The organism is Actinoplanes subtropicus, from assembly GCF_000721705.1.
Classification (GTDB): domain Bacteria; phylum Actinomycetota; class Actinomycetes; order Mycobacteriales; family Micromonosporaceae; genus Actinoplanes; species Actinoplanes subtropicus.
On the sequence record NZ_JOJL01000007.1, the window covers coordinates 368,652 to 390,489 of the forward strand.

Consider the following 21,838-nt stretch of genomic DNA (forward strand, 5'->3'; position numbering starts at 1 on the left):
GCTCATCCAACATCCAATGCGAGCAGGTCGTCCTCGGTCTCGCGGCGCACGATCACGCGCGAGGCGCCGTCGCGCACCGCGACCACCGGCGGCCGAGGTACGTGGTTGTAGTTGCTGGCCATGCTCCGGCAATAGGCGCCGGTGCCCGGCACGGCGAGAAGATCTCCGGGCTGCACGTCCGCGGGCAGGAATTCATCCTTCACGACGATGTCCCCGCTTTCACAATGCTTTCCCACGACGCGGGCCAGCATCGGCTCGGCGGTGCTGGCCCGGCCGGCCACCGTCGCCGAGTAGGAGGCGTCGTAGAGCGCGGTGCGGATGTTGTCGCTCATCCCGCCGTCCACGCTCACGTACGTGCGGATGCCGTCGACGTCCTTGACCGTGCCGACCTCGTACAGCGTGAAGACGGCCGGCCCGACGATCGCCCGGCCCGGCTCGACGGAGAGCCGCGGCTTGCGGAGGTTGGCCAGCTCGCACTCGCCCTCAACGATCTTGTTGATGCGTTTGGCCAGGTCACCCGCGGTGGAGGGATCATCCTGCGTGGTGTACGCGATGCCGAAGCCGCCGCCGAGGTCGAGCTCCTCGAGTTCCACGCCGCGGGCGTCGCGGATCTGGGCCTGCAACTCCAGGACGCGGCGGGCGGCCACCTCGAAGCCGGAGGTGTCGAAGATCTGCGACCCGATGTGGGAGTGGAGCCCGCGCAGGTCGAGGATGCCCTCGTCGAGGATCTTGACGGCCGCCGCGAAGGCCGCCCCGCCGGCCAGCGAGAAGCCGAACTTCTGATCCTCGTGAGCCGTGGCGATGAACTCGTGGGTGTGAGCCTCGACACCTACCGTGACCCGGAGGAGAACGCCGGCCCTCTTGCCCAATTTTTCCGACAAATCCGACAAACGGCTTATTTCGTCGAAGGAGTCGACGATGATGCGGCCGACGCCCGCTTCGAGTGCGCGGGACAATTCGGACACTGACTTGTTGTTGCCGTGGAAGCCGATCTTTTCGGGCGGGAAGCCGGCTTTCAGCGCCACCGCGAGCTCGCCGCCCGAGCAGACGTCGAGGAACAGGCCCTCCTCCTCGATGATCCGCACGACCGCCTTGCACAGGAACGACTTGCCCGCGTAGTAGACGTCGGCGTCGCCGAAGGCCGCGGCGAACTCCCGGCACCGGGCGCGCAGGTCGGCCTCGTCCAGCAGGTAGGCGGGGGTGCCGTGCTCGGCCGCGAGGTCGGCCACGCTCACACCGCCGACCTGCAAGGACCCGGCGTCCGTACGGCTCACGGTGCGTGGCCAGAGCTGCGGCACCAGGGCGTTGACGTCCTCGGGCGTACGCAACCAGGCCGGCCCCCGGTAGCCGAGGTCGCCGTGCAGCGCCCCGGCCTCATGAGCTCGCATGCCCTACATCCTTTCGGGGGCCGAGACCCCGAGCAGGCCCAACCCGTTAGCGATCACCGTACGGGTGGCGTCGTTCAGCCAGAGCCGCGCGCGCTGCAGATCCGTCACCGGCTCGTCGCCCAGCGGCAGCACCCGGCACTTGTCGTAGAACCGGTGGTACGTGCCGGCGACCTCCTCCAGGTACCGCGCGACGTGGTGCGGCTCGCGCAGCTCGGCCGAGCGGGCCACCACGGCCGGGTACTCCCCCAGGGTCTTGAGCAGCTCGTTCTCCTTCTCGTGAGTGAGCAGCTCGGGGTGGAACCCGGCGGCGTCGCCCCGGGCCAGGCCGACCTCGGCGGCGTTGCGGGCCACGTTCGCCGTACGGGCGGCGACGTACTGCACGTAGTAGACCGGGTTGTCGTTGCTCGCCCGGGTGAGCTCCTCGACGTCCAGGTTGATCGGCGAGTCGGAGGAGAACCGGGCCAGCTGGTAGCGGGTCGCGTCGACGCCGATCGCGTCCACCACGTCCTCCAGCGTCACCACGGTGCCGGCCCGCTTGCTCATCCGCACCGGCTGGCCGTCCCGCACCAGGTTCACCAGCTGGCCGATGAGGATCTCGAGGTTCGTTTCCGGGTTGTCGCCGAAGCAGGCCACCATCGCCTTCATCCGGCCGATGTACCCGTGGTGGTCGGCGCCCAGCATGATCACGATGCGCTCGAAGCCGCGCTTGCGCTTGTCCAGGTAGTAGGCGCAATCGGCGGCGAAATACGTCCAGTCGCCATCCGACTTGCGCAGCACCCGGTCCTTGTCGTCACCGAACTCGGTGGTCCGCAGCCAGGTGGCGCCGTCCGCCTCGTAGATGTGCCCCTGGGCGCGCAGCCGGTCCAGCGCCTCCTGCAGCTCGCCCCGGTCGTGCAGGTCCTTCTCGTTGAAGTAGACGTCGAAGGTGACGCCGAACTGGGTCAGCGACTGGCGGATCTCGGCGAACATCAGGTCGACCCCGACCCGGCGGAACACCTCGAGCGCCTCGGCCTCGCCCAGCTCCAGCACCGCCGGCGCCTCGGCCCGGACCGCGGTGGCGATCTCGGCGATGTAGGCGCCGCCGTAGCCGTCCGCGGGGGCGGCCTCGCCCTTGGCGCTCGCGTACAGGGAACTCGCGAAGCGATCGATCTGCGACCCGGCGTCGTTGAAGTAGTACTCGGTGCCGACCTGCGCGCCCGCGGCGCGCAGGAGGCGGGAGAGCGCGTCACCCACCGCGGCCCACCGCACCCCACCGATGTGTACGGGCCCGGTCGGGTTGGCCGAGACGAACTCCAGGTTGATCCGCTCCCCGGCCAGCGTTTCCGAATGTCCGTAATTCGCACCGGCGAGCACGATGTCGCGGGCCAGCGTGCCCACCGCGGCGGCGTCCACCCGGATGTTCAGGAAGCCGGGGCCGGCCACGTCGACCGTCTTGATCCCCGGCTGCTGGGTGAGCTCCTCGGCCAGCGCCGCGGCCAGCTCACGCGGCGCCACCCCGGCCTTCTTGCCCAGCTGCAGGGCGAGCGTGGAGGCGTAGTCGCCGTGCTCAGGATTGCGCGGTCGCTCCATGGTCGTCGTCTCCGGCAGCGTGGAGACGTCGAGGCCGCGCGTCTCGAACACGGCACGAGCAGCTGAGAGAACGGTGGCAGCAAGGTTGGCGGGAGTCACCCAACCATGCTATCGGGGGTAGACTTTCGCACTCGGCGGCCACCCGAGCCCCGCCCTTCCGCTGACAACGAATCGACGAGGCACGATGAGCATGAGTACGCCGGGTCCCGAGCGGGTCCCGTCCTCTGTCAAGGTCGGCAAGACCACCGGTCAGGGCAAGCCGCCCACCGGTGGGGCGAAGAAGACCGTCGCCGCCGCGAAGAAGGCCGGCCCGCCCGCGAAAAAGGCCGGCGGCGGCAAGGGCAAGAAGCCGGTCGCGCCGGTCAAGGTGAGCGGCGGCCGCAGCATGGGCCCGATGCTCGTGATCGGCGCCGTCGCGCTGGTCGCCCTGGCCATCATCGGCTTCGGCGTCTACAGCGTCGTCCAGGGCTCCCGCAGCTGGGAGGACAAGGTCGCCGACATCAAGGGCGTGGTCAACTACCGCGCGCAGAAGAACGCGCAGATCGACGACCGCAGCCACAAGGACGGCACGCTGAGTTACGTGACCAGCCCGCCGGTCGGCGGCGCGCACAACCCCACACCGCAGAACTGCAACGGCGATGTGTACGACGCGCCGATCGCCAACGAGCACGCCGTGCACAGCCTCGAGCACGGCGCGGTCTGGGTCACGTACAAGCAGGGCCTGCCCGCCGACCAGGTCGCCGTCCTCGCGAAGAAGGTGCAGGGCAAGGACTACACGCTCATGTCGCCGTACGCCGGCCTCGACAAGAACGTCTCGGTCCAGGTCTGGGGCTACCAGCTCAAGGTCGACGACGTGAACGACCCGCGGATCGACCAGTTCATCAAGGACACGCGGGTCGTCGCGGCCATGGAGCCCGGCGTCTCCTGCTCCGGCGGCAACACCACGACCGGCCCGGTGACCGCCGCTGCCAACGGCACGAGCATGAACAACGGCAAGTGATGACCACCTCCACCGACGCGGGGACGGCGGCCGAGGCCGCCGACCCCGAGGACGTCCCGGCCCCGGCCCGCGGCCGCCGCAACTGGCTCCTGGTGATCGCCGCGCTGCTCGTCGGCACCCTGCTCGGCTTCGGCATCGGCTTCGTGGCACCCCGCCTCAGCACGCCCGGCGACAACTCGGTGGAGGCCGGCTTCCTGCGCGACATGGCGGTCCACCACGCCCAGGCGGTCGAGATGTCGATGATCGTCCACCAGAAGTCCGACGATCCCGAAATCGTCTACCTGGCCTCCGACATCGCCCTCACCCAGCACGGCCAGATCGGCTACATGCAGGCCTGGCTGCGCGACTGGCACCTCAGCCTGACCAGCACCCAGCAGCCGATGGCCTGGATGCCCGACTCGGCCGGCTCGGTCGTCAACGGCCTGATGCCCGGCATGGCGACCCCCGAGCAGCTGGCCGACCTGCGCAACGCCACCGGCAAAGAGCTGAACGTGGAGTACCTCACGCTGATGCGCCAGCACCACCTGGGCGGCATCCACATGGCCCAGGAAGCCGTGAAGCTCTCCCACAACAGCGACGTGAAGTGGCTGGCCGGCACGATGGTCACCTCCCAGCAGGGCGAGATCACCGTGATCGACAACCTGCTCAAGAAGATCCAGGGCAAGCAGTAACCCCGTTGGCGGTGGTTCAGAGGTCCCTGCTAGGCTTCTGAACCACTGAGCCCCCGTAGCTCAGGGGATAGAGCGTCGCCCTCCGGAGGCGAAAGCGCAGGTTCGAATCCTGCCGGGGGCACCACTCAGGGGGTTTGTGCTCGGCTCGACTTCGTCTCGCCTCGCCTGGTCGTGGTGCATGCTGACCTGGGGGCCGAGCCCCCAGACCCCCACGTAAGACCGCGCGGGGTACCTGTTCGCGGAAAGCTCACGCCGTCGTGGTGCATGCTGACCTGGGGGCCGAGCCCCCAGACCCCCACGTAAGACCGCGCGGGATACCTGTTCGCGGAAAGCTCACGCCGTCGTGGTGCATGCTGGCGCCCAGGTATGACCGGGTGGCGGCTCCGGTGGGTGCGCGAGGCTCAATGGATGTTGCCGGGCCTGGCTGGATGGGGGTCGGTGCGTCGTCAGCGCTGGTCTTGTGGCGGTCAGGCGTTGCGACTTAATGGTCACGATGCTGGTCTTTAAGTTGTATAGTGGTTAGTATCCTGACCGTAACTTAGAGGAGGCGGTCATGCCTCGGCCCTCTGCTCGGGTGAGCGGAGCTGCCCGGAGTATCGGGGAGCAGTTCGTGGCTTGGCGGAAGCTGCAGGGGCTCACCGCTGAACAGGTGTCTGAGCGGGCCGGGATATCGCGGACCACGCTGCGGCGGATCGAAACCGGAGATACCGGTGTCGGCTTGCGGGCCTTCCTGAGCGTCGCCCGGGCCCTGGGCGTGTTGGACGCCTTGGTGGCAGCGACGGATCCATATGAGACCGATCTCGGGCGCGCCCGCGCCGACGAGGCATTGCCTAGGCGGGTACGCCAGTGAGCCGAGTCCGCGCCTATACCGAGATCGGAGGCCGAACCATTGCTACCGGGGAGGCCTACTTCAGTCTTCGCCGGGGCCGGCTGACCGCGACTTTTTCCTACGATCGCGACTACATAGCGCTGCCTGGCGCGTACGCCATCGACCCTGCCCTCCGCCTCACAACGGGATCCTGGCCGCTACCGCAAGGACTCCCCGGCGCTTTCAGCGACGCGGCACCCGACCGCTGGGGCCGAAATCTGATCGCCAAGCGCCTGCGGGCCGAGGCAGTCGCCGAAGGCCGGGTCGCGCCGGCCCTGGACGACCGGGACTACCTGCTCGGAGTAAGTGATGAGACCCGACAGGGGGCGCTGCGCTTCAAGACAGATGCCGACGACGTGTTCCAGCACCCCGCGCCGGACGTACCGAAGCTCATCGCCCTTCCCGCGCTGCTCCATGCCGCCAACACCGTCGCCCACGACGATCCCGACAATTTGGATGCCATCAAAACGCTACTGGATGCCGGTACGGGTTCGCTCGGCGGAGCCCGCCCCAAAGCGTCAGTACGCGACGACGAACGCCTCCTGATCGCGAAATTCCCCCACCACGGCGACGCTTGGAGCGTCATCGCATGGGAGAAGACCGCCCTTGATCTGGCGGAATCCGCGGGGATCCCCGTCCCAGGACGGCGCTTGGTCGGCGTCGACGGCAGCCCCGTGCTCCTGCTCGACCGATTCGATCGAGAGGGTGCCCGCCGCGTCGGATACATCAGTGCGATGACGCTGCTGGAGGCCCAGGACGGGCAGTCCCGTGACTACACCGAGATCGCCGAGGTGCTCCCTGAGAACAGCTCGGCAGCCGTCGCCGACCTCCGCCAGCTGTGGAGACGGATCGCGTTCTCCATCGCCATTCACAACACTGACGACCACCTTCGGAACCACGGATTCTTGCGTCACGGTTCCGGCTGGAGATTGGCGCCCGCCTTCGACGTCAACCCGAACCCGGAACTCGCGGCCGAGCGCGTAACCACCGTCGGCGGGGCAACCCGGCCGGTCGACGAGGTCAACGCGCTCCTCCTGTACGCGGAGAGTTTCGGCCTGACCGACAACCAGGCGCGCGCCGTCCTCCGAGAAGTAGCGGAAGCCGCCGAGGGCTGGGAGTCGGTCGCGCGCCGCAACGGGATCAACCAGGCGGAGATAACCCGTTTCGCTCCGACGCTGAACCACACCATCAACGCCGTACGCCGCAGCTGATCCCTCCCGGGTCACAACACCCTGTAGGCGGTCGGTTGTAGCGTCGCCCTCCGGAGGCGAAAGCGCAGGTTCGAATCCTGCCGGGGGCACGTCACAGAACTGTGCAGTACCAGCGAGCACGTTGGTGGTTGAAGCCAGCTATCCGCTTCGGCCTCCGCGAAGCCGGAGACAAGCCCGCAGATCTTCGCCCGCCTCACGGGGCCAGCGGCCACAGTTGCTGCCCGGTGACGTTGCCGACGGTGTGTAGCGGCGCTTGGCGCTTGCTACGGCCCGTAGGCCGTCCGGGACGCGCAGGTTGGTCTGAGTTGAGACCGGATCCGTCAGCGCGGGACGACGCTTCGTCTGACGGTGGTGTATTAGCCGCGGTCACGCAGGCCACCCAAGGTCATCTGCGGCATTCATGTTGCTTGAGCTGCGTGAACAGGGCTTTGGGCACCTGCGGGTTCCGGCGCTTCGCGGCCTTGCCCGGTCGCGAAGCCATAGGCCAAAGATTGGCCTATGGCAGCATCGATGGCACATTCGCATCGGGGCGCTTCGTCTTTGTCGGTCCGGGGGCCTTGCCGTTGGCCGCTCAGCTGCCGTTGTCGGGCAGCATCTCGGTGGCGTACTGCGGCGCCAGCTCGATCGCCCGTTGCTGTCGCTCGTTGATCTCGTCGTCGGTGAGGCTGGGCGGTGGTGCGGTGCGGCCGGCGACGCGGTCTCCGCAGCGCGTGAAGAATTCGTCCTGTCCGGCCGGTGTGCACGCGCACAGCATCCGGGCCGGCCGGCCGGAACGGTTGCGGAAGTGATGCGGTGCGTTGGCCGGAATGTTGACGGTCGTGCCTGCTGTCGCGGTGCTCGTCGTGCCGCGGAAGATGAACTCGATCTCGCCGTCGAGGATCGTGAACATCTCCTCGAAGTCGTGCCGGTGCAGCGGCGGGCCGCCACCGTCGGGCACGTGCATATCGATGAGACAGTAGGCGCCGTTGGTCTGCTCGCCGGTCACCAGCATCGTGTAGGTGTCGCCGGCAAGTGCGATGTGGATCGCGCCGGGCGCGTCGGCGTCGGTGACGACGAGCTCGCGGGCCGGGTCGTCAGCAGGGATGGTCATGGTTGCTGCTCCTTCGGGTCCAGAAACGGTGTGAGCGCCGCGAGCAGGGCGGCAGGTTGTTCTTCCATCACGAAGTGCCCGCAATCGGCGATGGTGACGGCTTGTACCTGGGGTGCGACCTCATGCAGTGCGGTGGCCAGGCGCCCGCCGGCCGAACGCTCGCCGCCCACCGCGAGCACCGGCATCGGCAGCGTCGCGCCCGAAGTCACCCAGACCCGGTTCGCCTCGCCATCGGCGAGCAGCGTGCGGTAGTGGCCGAATGCGGCGTCCAGCGCTTCGCGGCCGGTGTAGGCCCGGGCGTACGCGTCGACGGCCGCATCGGGGACCGCGCCGGGTGCGGCCGCCTGAGCGGCGAACCACCAGCGGAAGAACTCCGGCTCGTGCCCGTCCAGCAGCATCGCCGGCACGTGCGGCTGCATGAACAGCCCGAAGTGCCACAGCCCGCCGGAGGCCACGTCCATCGCCTGTTCCAAGCCCAGGCCCGGCAGTGCGAGGTCGATGAGGGCGAGCCGCGCGACCCGGTCCGGGTAGAGCCGGGCGAAGCTGAACGCGATCATGCCGCCGATGTCGTGCCCGACGAGCCGGATCGGCTCGCGCACGCCGAGCTCATCGAGCAGGCAGCCCAGGTCCCGGGCCTGGTCATCCTTGGTGTACCCGTCCGCCGCCCGTTCGGAATCGCCGGTACCGCGCAAGTCCGGGGCGATCACCCGGTAGCCGGCGCGGGTGAGCGGCTCCAGCACCGGTAGCCAGGCCCGCGAGGTCTCGGGCCAGCCGTGCAGCAGGACGACCGGGGGGCCGTCTCCGCCGCTGAGGTAGCCGACCTGGGCACCGCCGATCTCGGCTGTGTTCATCGGGCCAGCTCTTCGATGAACCCGCGTACCGTGCACGGCTGCCGGCCGAGCATCGCGGTCAGCACGAGCGCGTTGCCGCCGGGGAAGCCGTGCCGGTCGTAGTGCTCGTTCATGGCCTTCAGCCCGTCACGCATGGGGCCGTGCGGTATCCGGGCCGAGTCGGCCCAGGCATCGAAGTCGGGGGCCTGCGCCGTGACCGGTTTGCCGAGCGTCTCGCTCATGAGGACGGCGAGGTCGTTGCGGCTGTACGTGCCCGGCGACGACAGCTCGAACGTGCCGCCGTTGAAGCGGTCGGTGACGAACGCCTCCGCGGCCACCTCGGCCACGTCGCGGTAGTCGACGTAGGCCATTCGGGACTCGGTCGAGTACGGCATCGCGATGCTGCCGGTCTGCCGGGCCGACTGCCAAAGCCCGGCGAGCTGCTGCATGAAGATCGCCGGCTGCAGGATGGTGAAGTCGAGGGACGAGTCGTACAGGGCGGCCTCGGCCGGCTGTTTGTTGCGGTGGTTCGACAGCGCGGACGTCGAAGGGTGGTACACGCTGGAGAACACGAACTTGCGGGCACCGGCGCGCACTGCCGCCTCGACCATGTTGGTCCCGATGCGCGCCTCGTCCTCGGCGAAGGCCGGGATGATTCCGAAGACGCCGTCGACGCCCTCGCACGCCCGGGTGATCGCGTCGAGGTCGGCGAGGTCAGCCACGACCGTCTCGGTCACGCCACCGCGTTGCGCCTTCTCGATCCGGCTCCGATCGCGCACCAGGCCACGCACCTGGACGCCGCGCTTGACCAGCTCCGGCGCCACCGATCCCGCGTTCGAACCGGCCGCACCCACTGCCAAGACCTTCATCGGTTTCCTCCTGTCGAAGATCGGCCAGGATTCAGATTTGGACGCTCCGTCCACCCAACCACGTTGTGTACGGACCGTCCACTCGGGCAGCATGGTTGGATGGTCACCCCCATCGCTGCTTCGCCGCGCCGAGGCCGCGGGCGCCGGTCGCATGCGCAGGTGCGAGCGGACATCCTCGAAGCGGCCGGTCGGCTCCTGCTCACAGAGGGCATGGGCGCCTTCACGATCGAGCGCGTCGCCGCGATGGCCGGCGCGAGCAAGATGACGATCTACAAGTGGTGGCCGTCCAAGGGCTCGCTCGCCCTGGAGGGGTACGCCACCACGATCGGCAGCACGCTGACCGTGCCCGACACCGGCGACATCGAGCGAGACCTGACCACCCAGCTGCTCACCTACGTCCACCTGCTGCGCGACACCCGGGCCGGCCGCGTCCTCGCCGAACTGATCGGCGCCGCCCAGACCGACGCCCAACTCGCCGCCGTGCTGCACCACACCTACTCAGGCCCGCGCCGCGCCGTCGGGCTCGCCGCCCTGCGCGCGGCCCAACAGCGCGGCCAGATCCGGCCCGACGCCGACCCGGACGTGCTCATCGACCAACTGTGGGGCGCCTGCCTGTACCGGCAGATGATGCCCGACCAGCCACTGACCGACGACTTCGCCCGCGCTGTCGTGCGCAACGTGCTGCACGGCGTGCGCGAGTAGTGGCCGGCGAGCCGACCGCCCGCCGCGGGAAGCTCCGCGTTGGCCGGTCGGGCGTGGACACCTCGGTCGATGCGACGGGCTTGGCGTTGACCTCGATGTGGCCGGGTCCTTCCCGGATCTCGTCATCACATGCCTGGCGGCGCTGCGAGGTACCCCATGTCGTTTCGTCGGTATTTGCGGGCAAGCCTGCCCGTGGACGTGGGCCCGGGCTGGAACCTCCGACGACCCCCGCGGGCAATGGCACCGACGCGGTCCGGCCGATCTGCGACGACATTGAAAGACGACATGGAAACCCGGGTGCGACCGCCAACATCGACGAGCGGATGGGCCGAGCGGCAACGAGACTACGCCGCGCCTGGAGCCTCCATGCTGAAACGGAAGCTGCTCACTTGTCGGTGAGGAGTCGGCGGGCGGCGGCGGCGATGTGCTCGGCGTCGATGCCGGCCCAGGCGAGGAGTTCCTCGGTGGTGCCGGAGCCGGGCATGCCGCGGACCGCGAGGTGGGTGACGTGCAGGTCGGTGATGCCGTTGTCGATCAGGCTGTCGATGACGGCGGAGCCGAGCCCGCCTTCCGGGTGGTGGTCCTCGGCGACCACGATGCACCCACCGGTCGCGTGCACGGCCGCGGCGAGCGTCGTGGAATCGAGCGGTTTGATGGAGTACGCGTCGATGACCCGGGCGGCGACGTCCTGCTCGGCGAGGGTGTCGGCCGCGGCGAGGCAGGCGTGCAGGGTGACGCCGGCGCCGACGAGGGTGACCTGGTCGTGGTCGCCGCCGCGGAGGACCTTCGAACCGCCGACCGGGAAGGTCTCGCCCGCGGGGTACAGCACCGGGTAACCACCGCGGGTGGTCCGCAGGTAGCTGACACCGGAGGTGCCGGCCATGGCGTCGGTCAGCGCGACTGTGCTGGTCGCGTCGGCGGGGTAGAGCACGGTCGAGCCGTGCACCGCGCGGATCATGGCGAGGTCCTCCAGCGCCATCTGGGACGGTCCGTCCGGGCCGATCTCGATGCCGGCGTGCGAGCCGACCAGGCGCAGGTCGACGCCGCTGATCGAGGCCATCCGGATGAAGTCGTAGGCGCGGGTCAGGAAAGCGGCGAAGGTGGAGGCGTAGGGGCGGTAGCCGCGTACGGCGAGGCCGGTGGCGGCGGCGACCATCTGCTGTTCGGCGATGAACATCTCGAAGTACCGGTCGGGGTAGGCCTCGGCGAACTCGGACGCGTACGTGGAGTTGCTGACCTCACCGTCGAGGGCGACCACCCGCGGGTCCCGCGCGCCGAGGGCGACCAGCGCGTCGCCGTACGCCTTGCGGGTGGCGACCTTCGCGCCGATCTCGTACGTGACCGGTTCGGTGGCTGCGGTGGTCACCGGCTGTGCTCGCCAGGCAGGGCCGGCCTCCGGGCGGGGGCCGCGGACGGTGAGCTGCCGGGGGCCGCCCAGTTCGGCGACGGCACGCTCGGCCATGTCGGGCGGGAGCGGCTTGCCGTGCCAGTCGGGGCTGTCCTCGACCTCGGCGAAGCCCTTGCCCTTGACGGTCCTGGCGAGGATCACGGTGGGCCGGCCGTCGGCGCCGGTCGCGGCGGCGGCGAGGGCCTCGTCGATGGCGGTCAGGTCGTGGCCGTCGATGGTCAGCGCGCGGGCGCCGAAGGCTTCGGCGCGTGCCGCGTACGCGTCGAGGTTCCAGCCGAGCTCGGTCTCGCCGCGCTGGCCGAGCCGGTTGACGTCGACCATGGCGACCAGGTTGGACAGCCGGTAGTAGGACGCCTTGTCGAGGGCCTCCCAGACGGAGCCCTCGGCCAGCTCGCTGTCACCGCACAACACCCAGACGCGGTACGGCAGCTGGTCGAGGCACTTGCCGGCCAGCGCCACCCCGACCCCGTCCGGCAGGCCCTGACCCAGCGAACCGGTCGCCACGTCGACCCACGGGAGCACCGGGGTCGGGTGGCCCTGCAAACGCTGCCCGAAGCGCCGGTAGCCGGTCATCAGCTCCTCGTCGGACACCACGCCGACGGCCTTGAACACCGCGTAGAGCAGCGGCGACGCGTGGCCCTTGGAGAAGATCAGATGGTCGTTACCCGCGGCGGACGGGTTGTCCCAGTCGTAGCGCAGGTGCCGGGCGACGAGCACGGCGAGCAGGTCGGCGGCGGACATGCTCGACGTGGGATGGCCGGAGCCGGCGCTCGTGGAGGAGCGGATCGCGTCGACCCGCAGCTGGGCGGCGAGTTGTTCGACCGTGTGCAGGTCGGTCGCCGCAGAAGTGATCGTAGTCATGCTGCTCACGTACCCGCGTGCGGTAGCCGATAACGGTGCGGGGCAATCAGGCCGGTATGGAGAATCTCGACTTGCGCGTCGCCGCCGCCGAGTACGACACGACGCGAGCCCTGTTCGACGGCGCCGTCAAGGTCGGCGGGCCCCGGTCGGTCACGATGGCGACCGCGGCGACGCTCCCCGACGTGTTTCAGCTGCTACTGCGCGGCGAGGCGGACGTGTCCGAGTTCGGCTTGACGTTCTACCTGCGTACGCTGGACAACGACGCGCCGTACGTAGCCCTGCCGATCTTTCCCAACCGAGTCTTCCGGCACTCGTGCGTCTATGTCCATGCCGGCAGCGGCATCGCCGACCCGGCCGACCTGGTGGGCCGGACCATCGGCGAGTTCGGCGTGTACGGGCAGGACTCCGGCGTGTGGGCCAAGGGCATCCTGATGGACGAGTACGGCTTCCGCCCCGAGAAGAACCGCTGGGTGATCGGCGGACTCGACCGGCCCATGCCACCCTTCCCCTTCACCACCCACCCGCACCCGCGCGAGGTGGAGGTGACCGCGGCGCCGGCCGGCAAGACACTCAGCGACATGCTGGTGACCGGCGAGATCGACGCGCTTTTCACCGCGAACGTCCCGCAACCCTTCCTGGACGGTTCCCCCGCGATCCGGCGGCTCTTCCCGCAGTACGAGCAGCTCGAACGCGACTACTACCGGCGTACCGGAATCTTCCCGATCATGCACGCGGTCGTCGCGCCGCGGGCTTTGGTCGCCGCCCACCCTGGGCTGGCGCGCGCCGTGTACGACGCGTTCCTCAACGCGAAGGAGGTCGCCGCCGAGCGGTACCGGCAGGGTCGGCGGCTGTACCAGGTGCAGCAGATGCAGCCGTGGACCAACGCCCTCGTCGAGCGCAACGAGCGGCTGCTGCCGCACGACTGGTGGCCGTACGGGATCGCCGCCAACCGCACGACGCTGGACACGTACCTGCGCTACCACCACGAGCAGGGCCTGTCGAGCCGCCGCTGGTCTGCCGACGAAGCGTTTGAGCTGCTCGACACCTGACCGCTGCTCGACACCTGACGCCCCGGTCAGTCCGGGAGGCGCTCGCCGGTGGTGGCGTGGAAGGCGTGGTGCGCGCCAGCGCGAGGCTTGACGTACGCGATCTCGCCCAGGTCGGGTGTCTTGCGGGACTCGATCCGGACCACGAAGCGCTCGTCGTGCCCCTCCAGCGCGACGGTCCCACAGACGTCCGAGTCGGAGCCGAGATCCTCGACGAGGTCGACCTGGATCGGCCTGCCGCCGTCCTCGGGCCCGACCAGCTCGGTGTGCTCGGGGCGGAAGCCGATGGTCACATGCTGGGTACCGTCAGCGATCCGGGGTGCCGATCGGCCTCACCGAGGCACCAACCTGCGCACCTCGTTCCGTGCGAATGCCGAGGTCAACGAGCGAGTTTCCGCAGCAAGACGTGCTTGCCTGCCCCTTGGAACAGCGCAGGAGCATCTCCTGCCGGGGGCACGTCACAGAACTGTGCACTGCCAGCGGGTACGCTGATCGTTGAAGCGAGTTACCTGCTACCCGCGTCCAGACGGGGCAGGTCCGGTTGACTCAGCCCAAAACGCCCACCGGCACGGTCGCCTACTACCAGGCGATCCAGGACCGCATGGGCGGCCTCGCCGCCGAGCGGTTCGCGCGGCTGTTCATGTAATCGTTCGACCTGCTCACTCCGCTGCTCAACTGGGTCGAGTCCGGCACAGGGCCGCTACGGGTCCTCGCCGCTCTACCGGGCGTCCGCACCCGTCCGGTATTCCCGTACCCGCTCGTGGCCCGATACAACGGCACCGGCAGCACCGACGACGCGCCCAACTTCACGGCCGCCAAGCCGACCGACTCGTTAGACGATCATTTTCTCTGGCTCGGACGCTTTCACTAATTGCGCAAGCGCCGAGAGGGCGCCCGGTTGCCTGCCGGCTGTCTCGGTGACGACGCAACGTCACACCGGACAGGAAGGCCGATCACCGCGGCCCGCCTTCTGCCCGCACCTGACGCGGTGACCATGGCCCGGCACGCCAACGACGCGCTCGCCGACGCCGTTGCCGCGCACCCTGACCGGTTCCAGGGCTTCGCGGCGATCCCCACTCCGGACCCGATGGAAATACTGCCGTTGCTCGAACTCGCAGGACTCACCCGGTCCCTGCGCCATCTGTCCGGCGCTGATCCGGAACGACCTCGAGCGCGGGGCCAGACTCGGGGAGGCGCCGCACCGACAGGTCGGGACGTCGGTGCGATCCCAGACGGATCCGGCGCGGCGGAGGGGCGGATCCCGTCATTAGGCGCTGTTCCGGCGCGGCCATGGTCAGCGGTTGGGGTCGACGGCAGCGGCCAGGGCGGTGAGCCGGGCGAAATCCTCCGGGCCGATCTTGCCGATGACGTCTCGCCGCAGGGCCTCGGCGAGGATGTCGGCGGCCTGCTGGGCGGCCTCGAGACCGGCCGGGGTGAGGGTGGCCCGGACCACGCGACGGTCGGTCTGGCACGGGCTGCGCTCGATGAGCCCGGCGGCGGTCAGCCGATCGGTGACCTTGGTTATCCCCGCGGTGGAGAACTCCAGGTGGCGGGCGAGCAGGGTCATCGGCTCCGAATGCCAGGGCGGGCTGTGCAACAGCAGCAGCAGCACCTGCACCGACGACGACGGCAGACCGGTGCGCCGGGTGACCTCCTCGGCCAGCCGGACGGTCAGCCGGTGGAACCCGGCCTGGGCGGCGGTCCAATGCTGCAGCATGCTCTCCGCGTCGGTGGCCTGGGTCGCAGCATCCATGGGTTGACGGTATCCCCTCCGAGTCTTGCCGGGTGAGTGAACTATACCACCGGCTATTATCTCGCCAGTTAGCTTTCTGGTGCACTATTGTCTTGCGAGACACCGAGATCACGAGGAGCTCCCGATGACCGTCCCCGCCGCCACCGTGCGTACCAGGGTCACCGTCCCGCTGCGTTTCGCGGACGGCTACACCGTCACCGCCGACGTGGTCACCTTCCACGGTCTGGCCGACGGCGCCGAGCACCTCGCGGTCGTCCTCGGCGACCCGGGTGTCGGCACCCCGCTGGTGCGGATGCACTCCGAGTGCCTGACCGGGGACGTCTTCGGCTCGGCCCGCTGCGACTGCGGCCCGCAGCTACGCGAGGCGGTGCAACGTATCGCCACCGCCGGCGGGGTGCTGCTCTACCTGCGGCAGGAAGGCCGCGGTATCGGCCTCTACTCCAAGCTCGACGCGTACGCCCTGCAGGACGCCGGCTTCGACACCTACCAGGCCAACATCGCCCTCGGCCTGCCCGAGGACGCCCGCGACTACACCGCCGCCGCCCAAATGCTGGCCGCCCTCGGCATCACCGAACTCAACCTGCTGACCAACAACCCCGACAAGGTACGGCAGCTACGCAACCTCGGCATCACCGTCGCCGAGGCGGTGCCCACCGGCGTGCACGCCACCGAGAGCAACCTGCGCTACCTGCACGCCAAGGTCGAACACACCCACCACACCATGGCCCTGGCCAGCTGAGAAGGAGTGTCATGAAAGCCGTCGTCGTCACCGATTTCGCCACCGAACCCACCCTGGCCGACCTGCCCGTGCCCGAGCCCGGCCCCGGCCAGCTCCTGGTCCGCCTGCACGCCGCCGCCGTCAACCCGTTCGACTGGAAGGTCGCCGACGGCGCCCTCAAAGACGCCGTACCGCACGCCTTCCCCCTGATCCTGGGCTCCGACGGCGCCGGCGTCGTGGAACGCACCGGCCCCGGCGTCACCCGCTTGCAGCCCGGCGACCGCGTCTACGGCCAGTTCATGCACCTCGAAACCGGCCACGGCTCCTACGCCGAATACACCGTCGCCGACCAGAACGGCACGATCGCCCGGATCCCCGAGATCCTGCCGTACGCGCTGGCCGCCGCCCTGCCCACCGCGAGCGTCACCGCCTACCAGGCCGTCGAGGCCGCCAAACTCGACGACCGGCACACCCTACTGATCAACGGCGCGAGCGGCGGCGTCGGACAGTCGGCCATCCAGTTCGCCGCCCGCACCGGCGCCCGGATCCTGGCCACCGGCACCCCCGAACTGGCCGGCTACCTCAAAGACCTCGGCGCCCACACCGTCATCGACTTCACCCGCTCCCCCACCCACCACCAGGTCGCCGCCCTGCACCCCGGCGGCATCGACGCCGTCCTCGACCTGGTCACCCCGGCCGGCGGCGACATCACCCCGCTGGCCGGCCTGCTACGCCCCGGCGGCACCCTGATCAACACCAACTACGCCACCGACCCCGACGCCCTGGCCGCGCGCGACATCCGCGCCGTCAACCTCGGCAACCAGCCCACCCCCGAGGTCCTGACCACCCTCGCCGACCTCGCCGCCACCGGAGCACTCCGCGTCCGCATCACCGCCGAGGTCCCCATCGACCAGGCCCCAGCCGCCGTCGCCCGAGCCCGGACCGGCCACACCCACGGCAAAACGATCATCATTCCCTGACCACCGGGCCGGCCACGCACACCCAGGAGCCCGCATGAGCCTCCCCACCACCCAGCGACCGACCCGCACCGACCGCCTCCTGCTCACCGCGGCGATCGACCTGTCCCGGCTGTCACCACCCGCACCCACCCACTACGCCGTCGGCGCCCTCCTCGCCGACGACACCGGCGCTGTCCTCACCACCGGATACACCGGCGAAACCGACCCCCACGTACACGCCGAGGAGGCCGCCCTCGCGAAGCTCACCCCAACCGACCGGCCGGTCACCCTCTACACCTCGCTGGAGCCGTGCACCGTACGCAAATCCCGCCCGACACCCTGCACCCACCTGATCCTCACCACCAGCCTCACCCGGGTAGTGCTCGCCCTGCGCGAGCCACTGCTGTTCGCCGACTGCCACGGCATCGAAACACTCCGGCACCACGGCATCGAGGTAATCGAGATCCCCGACCTCGGACACCGGGTCCGCGACATCAACGCCCACCTGCTCCGGCCCTAGCCTCATCGGACCCGACCGCGGCCGAGTCGGGCTCCGGCCCGAGGCAAGGACAGCAAAAGCTACGGCCAGCAACCCGACCGTTGCCCGGGATGGCTCATGGGTGCCGAAGATCAGCTGGCGGACTTCGGCGACGTGTCCGGTATAGAGCCAGCGCGGCTCCGCACGATCACTCATACGTCTCCTGAAGCAAATGTGCCTAGCCGTCATTCAACACGTTAAGTAATTCACTCAACACATTAGGTAATTGGATGGCTGGAGGGCCTCATGAACATCGTTCTTTGGATCATCGCCGGGGTGCTCGCCGCCGCGTTCGCCGCCGCCGGCGCGATGAAGCTGACCCAGCCGAAGGAGAAGCTCGCCGCGTCCGGGATGGCTTGGACCGAGGACTTCAGCCCCGGCATGGTCAAGCTGATCGGCGCCCTGGAAGTCCTCGCCGCGATCGGCCTGATCCTGCCCGCCGCGCTCGGCATCGCCCCCGTGCTGGTGCCACTCGCCGCACTCGGCCTGGTCCTGATCATGCTCGGCGCCATCGTGACCCACGCCCGCCGCAAGGAAGCCCAGGTCATCGGCGTCAACGTGGTCCTGCTACTGCTCGCCGCCGCAGTCGTCTGGGGCCGTTTCGGCCCGTACTCCTTCGGCTCCTGACCCGCCGAACCCCACGAAACTCGAGCCGCAGAACCCGCTCAAGCTGGGCGAACGGCTACGCGAGCTGCGCGGAGGGCATCTTCGTCATCGGCGCCGGCTTCATGACCCACAGCCTCGCCGTCCTGCGCCAACCCGCCCTCGCCGGCCACACCATTGCCTTCGACACGTGGGCCGCCGACGCCATCAGCCGCGCGGAAGCCGGCCTGAACCTGTTGCCACCAACCCCAGGGTAAACGCCGTCGGCTGCCCGCCGGTGCAGTCGCGAGCCTTTGCTGGGACGACCCCATCGAGACCGCCAGGAGGCACTAACATGATCAACAACGTCCAGAGGCCCGCACTGTCCCGGCGCAAGCTGCTGACCGGCGCCGCCGCCGGTGGCGCTGCGGTAGCCACCTCGATGATCCTGCCCCGCACCGCGGCGTACGCCGAAACACCGACGCAGGTGCCGGGCGTACCGACGGTGGTGGACACCTCGCACGCCGCACCCGAAGTCGCGCGTCTGTTCGGGTCATACTTCCGGGACAAGAGCGCGGCCGACGTCGAGGCGACGATGGCGCACTTCGCGAAGTCGCCGTGCACCTACATCGACGCCATCCTCGGCTGGCCGTCCTACACCTGGCAAAGCGTGCACGACGTGTTCGCCCAGTACATGCCGACCTGGCCGGCCGGGGCGAAGTCCTACCCGACCCGGATCATCGGAGATTCCACCAGCGCGGTGGTCTTCTTCACCAACACCCCGGGGCTGTTCGGCCCGTCTGAGCTGCGCACCATCGGCGTCGTCAACTTCCAGTACGGCAAGATCGCGCGCTGGGTCGACTACTGGGACGGCCGGCACTACGGGATCGCCAATCTCGACGCGGTGAAGCTACCGGACGACCAGTTCCCACCGGACTTCAAGGAATCCACCGTCGGCGAAACCGCCGCACCGCGCCTGAAGCGCGTCGTCGCCGAGCTGGCCGCGGCGCTACGCGCCGGCGATGCCGCGCACGCCGCGGCGCTGTTCGCACCGGACGCTTCCCTCACCGACCTGGTCTCCCACGTCCAGGTCGTCGGACCGCGCAGCATCGCCTCGTTCCTCGGCAACGCCGGCAGTCAGCTTCCGTTCGCCGGACCTAGCACCGCCGTGCGGCACGTGGTCGGCAGCATCGCCGGCGGCGGCTACGAATGGACCGCCACCGGACAGGTACCTCGCGGCGTCAACGCGATCGAGCTGGACCCGTGGGGAAAGATCACCAACCTCATGTCGTTCTGGGACGGCGCCCGGGCCAGCGACGATCGGCTCCTGCACATCGCCGCCGCGGCCCTCGAACACTGAGAACGCCCCGGCCGGCACATCCCGCGACCGCGAGAAGCCGCGCACCCACCGGCCGACGTGCCAGGCGGTTCGACCGCCCGGCACCAAGCCTTCCGTAGGCATCGGGCGTCGGTGTGGTGCGGCAGGTCGAGGGGCGTGAGGTAGCGCGCGTAGGCCCAGTTCGGCACGGTCGGCGCGTCGGTGTCGAGGATGCACGGGAGCTTCTTCGCGGTCGCCGCGGCGACGACGGATTCGCAGCCACCACCACCGCCGAGATTCCGCACGATCCCGACGAACGCTGGCGCTCGCGAGACCGAAAAGGTCACCTGAGCGTGGGTCATATCTAGCTGGGGGCCGAAATGCCAGAACCCGGGTAAACCTGTGGGGCGCTCGCGGTCGAGGCCTCAGAACTTCACGCGAGGCCGGTGGGGCGCTCGCGGCCGAGCCTCGGGCTCCCACGTAAGGGTTGGTGAAGGCGATCGCGAGCATCCCGCTCGACGGCGCGGCGGCCGTTGAGGTGGTGGTGGCGTGGCGGTTTGGCGGAAGTCTTGTGTTGGGCGTCAAGGCTGGTCGTCGACGAGCGCGATGGCGCGCGTTTCCGGAACTCCTAGCATCAGCAGGCTTGTGATCGTCGCTGCCCGGGCGCCGTGGATCCCGTCCGGCAGGTGCTTGTCCGCGATCGCGAATACGGCGCCGTAGGCGGTTTGGCTGAGAATATCCGCCGGCAGGTGCCGCGCGAAGGTTCCGGTTTCCTGGCCGAGTTTCACGAGGTCGGCGAGGAGTTCGTCGACGGGCCCGAGCAGGCCGTGGATCACCTCACCGTACTCGCCGCGGCGCAGTGCCAGCAGGACTCGGTAGCGGTGCGCCACCGGCCAGACGCGGGCGATGAATTCGGCCCACTTCGCGTCTGCCCCCGCGTCGTGGTGGTTGACATCGGTGAGCAGGGCTGTCATCTCGGTGACGGCTCGTTCCGTCAGTGCTCGAACCAGTTCGAGCCGCGAGGGGAAGTGGCCGTAGACGGTGCGACGGACGACGCCGGCAGCGGAGGCGATGTCACCCATGCCGGCGTCGGGTCGCTCACCCAGCACGTCGAGGGCGACGTCGAGGATGCGATCGCGTGTTTCCTTCATCGCGCGGGCACGGGCGGACTCGGCGAGCACGACACCATGTTTGCACATCTGTGTGCAGCGAAGTAGGTTGCACACAGATGTGCAACGGAGCCTGAGCCGTGCTTCCCAGCTGAGGAGAACAAGGCCATGATCGCACCGACGCCGCCGGCCTCGGCCCTCGTACGCCCGTTCACCGTCTCGGTCCCGGACCGGGAGATCGACGACCTGAAGCAGCGCCTGGCCAGAACCCGATGGCCGGATCCGGAGACTGTGGGTGACTGGTCGCAGGGCGTGCGCCTGGAGAACGCCAGGTCTCTGGTCGACTACTGGCAGCGCGGCTATGACTGGCGGCGATTCGAGTCCGAGCTCAATGGTCTTCCCCAGTTCCTGACCGAGATCGACGGGCTGGACATCCACTTCATCCACGTCCGGTCCACGAACCCGAACGCGATGCCGCTGATCCTCACGCACGGATGGCCAGGCTCGATCGTCGAATTTCTCAAGCTGATCGGCCCACTGACCGATCCGGTCTCGTTCGGTGGGGACGTCGCCGATTCCTTCGACGTCGTCGTCCCGTCGCTGCCCGGGTTCGGGTTCTCCCAGAAGCCCAGACAGACCGGGTGGACCGTGTCGCGCATCGCGGGCGCGTGGGTGGAGCTGATGAAGCGTCTCGGCTACTCGAGGTGGGCCGCTCAGGGCGGTGATTGGGGTGCTGTGGTCACCACCGCTCTCGGAGCCATGCGGCCGGAGGGACTTCTCGGCATACATCTCAACACCCAATACGCCTTTCCCGCACAAATACCCGACATCCTCTCGCCCGAACAGCGCGCCGCCGTGGAGAGCCTCGCCCTCTACACCGGCGACCTCGGTGGCGCGAACCACCTTCAAGGCACGAAGCCGGAGACTGTCGGAATCGGCTTGGCGGATTCTCCGGCCGGTCAGGCGGCCTGGATCTACGACAAATTCCAGTCGAAGACCGACAACCAGGGGCTCGCCGAGGACGCCCTCAGCGTCGACGACATGCTCGACGCGATATCCCTCTACTGGTTCACCAACAGCGCGGCGTCGTCCGCCCGCATCTACTGGGAGAACCGATCGAGCACTTTCGCCGGCCCGAAGCTGTCGATCCCGGTCGCGGTCACCGTCTTCCCGAAGGACATCCCGCGCCTGCCACGAAGCTGGATCGAGGACACCTACGGCAACCTGATCCACTACGGCGAGGCGGCCAAGGGCGGCCACTTCGCAGCCCTCGAACAGCCCGCGATCCTGGTCGAGGAAATCCGCACCGGTCTGCGCTCCCTCCGTTCCTGACGCCGCCCTCCTTGCT

The 21,838-nt window shown here is 69.1% G+C and carries 22 protein-coding genes and 2 tRNA genes; 15 read left to right on the forward strand and 9 right to left on the reverse strand.

Annotation, left to right across the window (positions count from 1 at the left end):
* Window positions 1–2: 2 nt before the first annotated feature.
* Both lysA and argS read right to left on the reverse strand, forming a co-directional pair.
* Window positions 3–1,388: a diaminopimelate decarboxylase gene (gene lysA, locus IH26_RS0112340; RefSeq protein ID WP_030436303.1), complete on the reverse strand. Its 1,386-nt coding sequence runs from the start codon at window positions 1,386–1,388 to the stop codon at window positions 3–5.
* Window positions 1,389–1,391: 3 nt separating this feature from the next.
* Window positions 1,392–3,056 (reverse strand): arginine--tRNA ligase, encoded by a 1,665-nt coding sequence (gene argS, locus IH26_RS0112345; protein ID WP_030436304.1) that lies wholly within the window; start codon window positions 3,054–3,056, stop codon window positions 1,392–1,394.
* Window positions 3,057–3,141: 85 nt separating this feature from the next.
* Here argS and IH26_RS0112350 point away from each other — a divergent pair, with 85 nt between their 5' ends.
* The 6 genes from IH26_RS0112350 (at window position 3,142) to IH26_RS0112375 (ending at window position 6,796) form a co-directional block, all read left to right on the forward strand.
* Window positions 3,142–3,957 carry a DUF3105 domain-containing protein gene (locus tag IH26_RS0112350; protein WP_030436305.1) on the forward strand — a complete coding sequence of 272 codons (816 nt, stop codon included), beginning with the start codon at window positions 3,142–3,144 and terminating at the stop codon, window positions 3,955–3,957.
* Window positions 3,957–4,628 carry a DUF305 domain-containing protein gene (locus tag IH26_RS0112355; RefSeq protein WP_030436306.1) on the forward strand — a complete coding sequence of 224 codons (672 nt, stop codon included), beginning with the start codon at window positions 3,957–3,959 and terminating at the stop codon, window positions 4,626–4,628. Before IH26_RS0112350 ends, IH26_RS0112355 begins: the two co-directional genes overlap by 1 nt.
* A gap of 49 nt (window positions 4,629–4,677) precedes the next feature.
* Window positions 4,678–4,752 (forward strand) — tRNA-Arg (locus tag IH26_RS0112360).
* A gap of 429 nt (window positions 4,753–5,181) precedes the next feature.
* A complete protein-coding gene (locus IH26_RS64205; protein ID WP_030436307.1) occupies window positions 5,182–5,478 on the forward strand; it encodes a helix-turn-helix domain-containing protein in 297 nt (98 codons plus the stop codon).
* Window positions 5,475–6,707: a type II toxin-antitoxin system HipA family toxin gene (locus tag IH26_RS0112370; RefSeq protein ID WP_030436308.1), complete on the forward strand. Its 1,233-nt coding sequence runs from the start codon at window positions 5,475–5,477 to the stop codon at window positions 6,705–6,707. The genes IH26_RS64205 and IH26_RS0112370 overlap by 4 nt, the downstream gene beginning before the upstream one ends.
* A gap of 19 nt (window positions 6,708–6,726) precedes the next feature.
* Window positions 6,727–6,796: transfer RNA gene (locus IH26_RS0112375), tRNA-Arg, on the forward strand.
* 482 nt (window positions 6,797–7,278) lie between these two features.
* On the opposite strand, the gene IH26_RS0112380 is transcribed toward IH26_RS0112375, so the two are convergent.
* Genes IH26_RS0112380 through IH26_RS0112390 form a run of 3 tightly spaced genes read right to left on the reverse strand, consistent with a single transcriptional unit; the run spans window position 7,279 to window position 9,496 of the window.
* Window positions 7,279–7,797 carry a cupin domain-containing protein gene (locus IH26_RS0112380; RefSeq protein ID WP_030436309.1) on the reverse strand — a complete coding sequence of 173 codons (519 nt, stop codon included), beginning with the start codon at window positions 7,795–7,797 and terminating at the stop codon, window positions 7,279–7,281.
* Entirely contained in the window at window positions 7,794–8,648 is an 855-nt protein-coding gene (locus tag IH26_RS0112385) for an alpha/beta fold hydrolase (RefSeq protein ID WP_084598802.1), read from the reverse strand. The genes IH26_RS0112380 and IH26_RS0112385 overlap by 4 nt, the downstream gene beginning before the upstream one ends.
* Window positions 8,645–9,496, reverse strand: a complete 852-nt coding sequence (locus tag IH26_RS0112390; RefSeq protein WP_030436311.1) for an SDR family oxidoreductase — start codon at window positions 9,494–9,496, stop codon at window positions 8,645–8,647. Before IH26_RS0112390 ends, IH26_RS0112385 begins: the two co-directional genes overlap by 4 nt.
* Before the next feature lie 159 nt (window positions 9,497–9,655).
* On the opposite strand from IH26_RS0112390, the gene IH26_RS0112395 reads away from it, so the two are divergent.
* Window positions 9,656–10,198, forward strand: a complete 543-nt coding sequence (locus tag IH26_RS0112395) for a TetR/AcrR family transcriptional regulator (protein WP_030436312.1) — start codon at window positions 9,656–9,658, stop codon at window positions 10,196–10,198.
* Between the two features lie 385 nt (window positions 10,199–10,583).
* Here the strand turns inward: IH26_RS0112395 and IH26_RS0112400 are convergent, their stop codons facing one another.
* Window positions 10,584–12,467 carry a transketolase gene (locus IH26_RS0112400; protein ID WP_030436313.1) on the reverse strand — a complete coding sequence of 628 codons (1,884 nt, stop codon included), beginning with the start codon at window positions 12,465–12,467 and terminating at the stop codon, window positions 10,584–10,586.
* Window positions 12,468–12,523: 56 nt separating this feature from the next.
* Between IH26_RS0112400 and IH26_RS0112405 the strand changes: the two genes are divergently transcribed.
* Entirely contained in the window at window positions 12,524–13,516 is a 993-nt protein-coding gene (locus tag IH26_RS0112405; RefSeq protein WP_030436314.1) for a substrate-binding domain-containing protein, read from the forward strand.
* Between the two features lie 26 nt (window positions 13,517–13,542).
* On the opposite strand, the gene IH26_RS0112410 is transcribed toward IH26_RS0112405, so the two are convergent.
* Window positions 13,543–13,806, reverse strand: a complete 264-nt coding sequence (locus tag IH26_RS0112410; protein WP_030436315.1) for a TOBE domain-containing protein — start codon at window positions 13,804–13,806, stop codon at window positions 13,543–13,545.
* A gap of 362 nt (window positions 13,807–14,168) precedes the next feature.
* Between IH26_RS0112410 and IH26_RS64485 the strand changes: the two genes are divergently transcribed.
* A complete protein-coding gene (locus tag IH26_RS64485; RefSeq protein WP_157437171.1) occupies window positions 14,169–14,384 on the forward strand; it encodes a tannase/feruloyl esterase family alpha/beta hydrolase in 216 nt (71 codons plus the stop codon).
* 423 nt (window positions 14,385–14,807) lie between these two features.
* Here the strand turns inward: IH26_RS64485 and IH26_RS0112425 are convergent, their stop codons facing one another.
* Window positions 14,808–15,266 carry a MarR family winged helix-turn-helix transcriptional regulator gene (locus IH26_RS0112425; RefSeq protein ID WP_051807998.1) on the reverse strand — a complete coding sequence of 153 codons (459 nt, stop codon included), beginning with the start codon at window positions 15,264–15,266 and terminating at the stop codon, window positions 14,808–14,810.
* Window positions 15,267–15,390: 124 nt separating this feature from the next.
* Between IH26_RS0112425 and IH26_RS0112430 the strand changes: the two genes are divergently transcribed.
* From IH26_RS0112430 to IH26_RS59720, 5 genes are all read left to right on the forward strand, one after another.
* On the forward strand, window positions 15,391–16,005 hold the full coding sequence (locus tag IH26_RS0112430) for a GTP cyclohydrolase II (protein ID WP_030436317.1): 615 nt from the start codon (window positions 15,391–15,393) through the stop codon (window positions 16,003–16,005).
* 11 nt (window positions 16,006–16,016) lie between these two features.
* Window positions 16,017–16,964: an NADP-dependent oxidoreductase gene (locus IH26_RS0112435; RefSeq protein WP_030436318.1), complete on the forward strand. Its 948-nt coding sequence runs from the start codon at window positions 16,017–16,019 to the stop codon at window positions 16,962–16,964.
* A gap of 34 nt (window positions 16,965–16,998) precedes the next feature.
* Window positions 16,999–17,463 (forward strand): cytidine/deoxycytidylate deaminase family protein, encoded by a 465-nt coding sequence (locus IH26_RS0112440; RefSeq protein WP_030436319.1) that lies wholly within the window; start codon window positions 16,999–17,001, stop codon window positions 17,461–17,463.
* Window positions 17,464–17,727: 264 nt separating this feature from the next.
* A complete protein-coding gene (locus tag IH26_RS0112445) occupies window positions 17,728–18,108 on the forward strand; it encodes a DoxX family protein (protein ID WP_030436320.1) in 381 nt (126 codons plus the stop codon).
* A 310-nt stretch (window positions 18,109–18,418) separates the two neighbouring features.
* Window positions 18,419–19,423, forward strand: a complete 1,005-nt coding sequence (locus IH26_RS59720) for a hypothetical protein (protein WP_051807999.1) — start codon at window positions 18,419–18,421, stop codon at window positions 19,421–19,423.
* Window positions 19,424–19,962: 539 nt separating this feature from the next.
* On the opposite strand, the gene IH26_RS0112460 is transcribed toward IH26_RS59720, so the two are convergent.
* Window positions 19,963–20,562, reverse strand: a complete 600-nt coding sequence (locus tag IH26_RS0112460; protein WP_157437160.1) for a TetR/AcrR family transcriptional regulator — start codon at window positions 20,560–20,562, stop codon at window positions 19,963–19,965.
* Window positions 20,563–20,658: 96 nt separating this feature from the next.
* On the opposite strand from IH26_RS0112460, the gene IH26_RS0112465 reads away from it, so the two are divergent.
* Window positions 20,659–21,822 carry an epoxide hydrolase family protein gene (locus IH26_RS0112465; protein ID WP_030436323.1) on the forward strand — a complete coding sequence of 388 codons (1,164 nt, stop codon included), beginning with the start codon at window positions 20,659–20,661 and terminating at the stop codon, window positions 21,820–21,822.
* The last annotated feature ends 16 nt before the right edge of the window (window positions 21,823–21,838 follow it).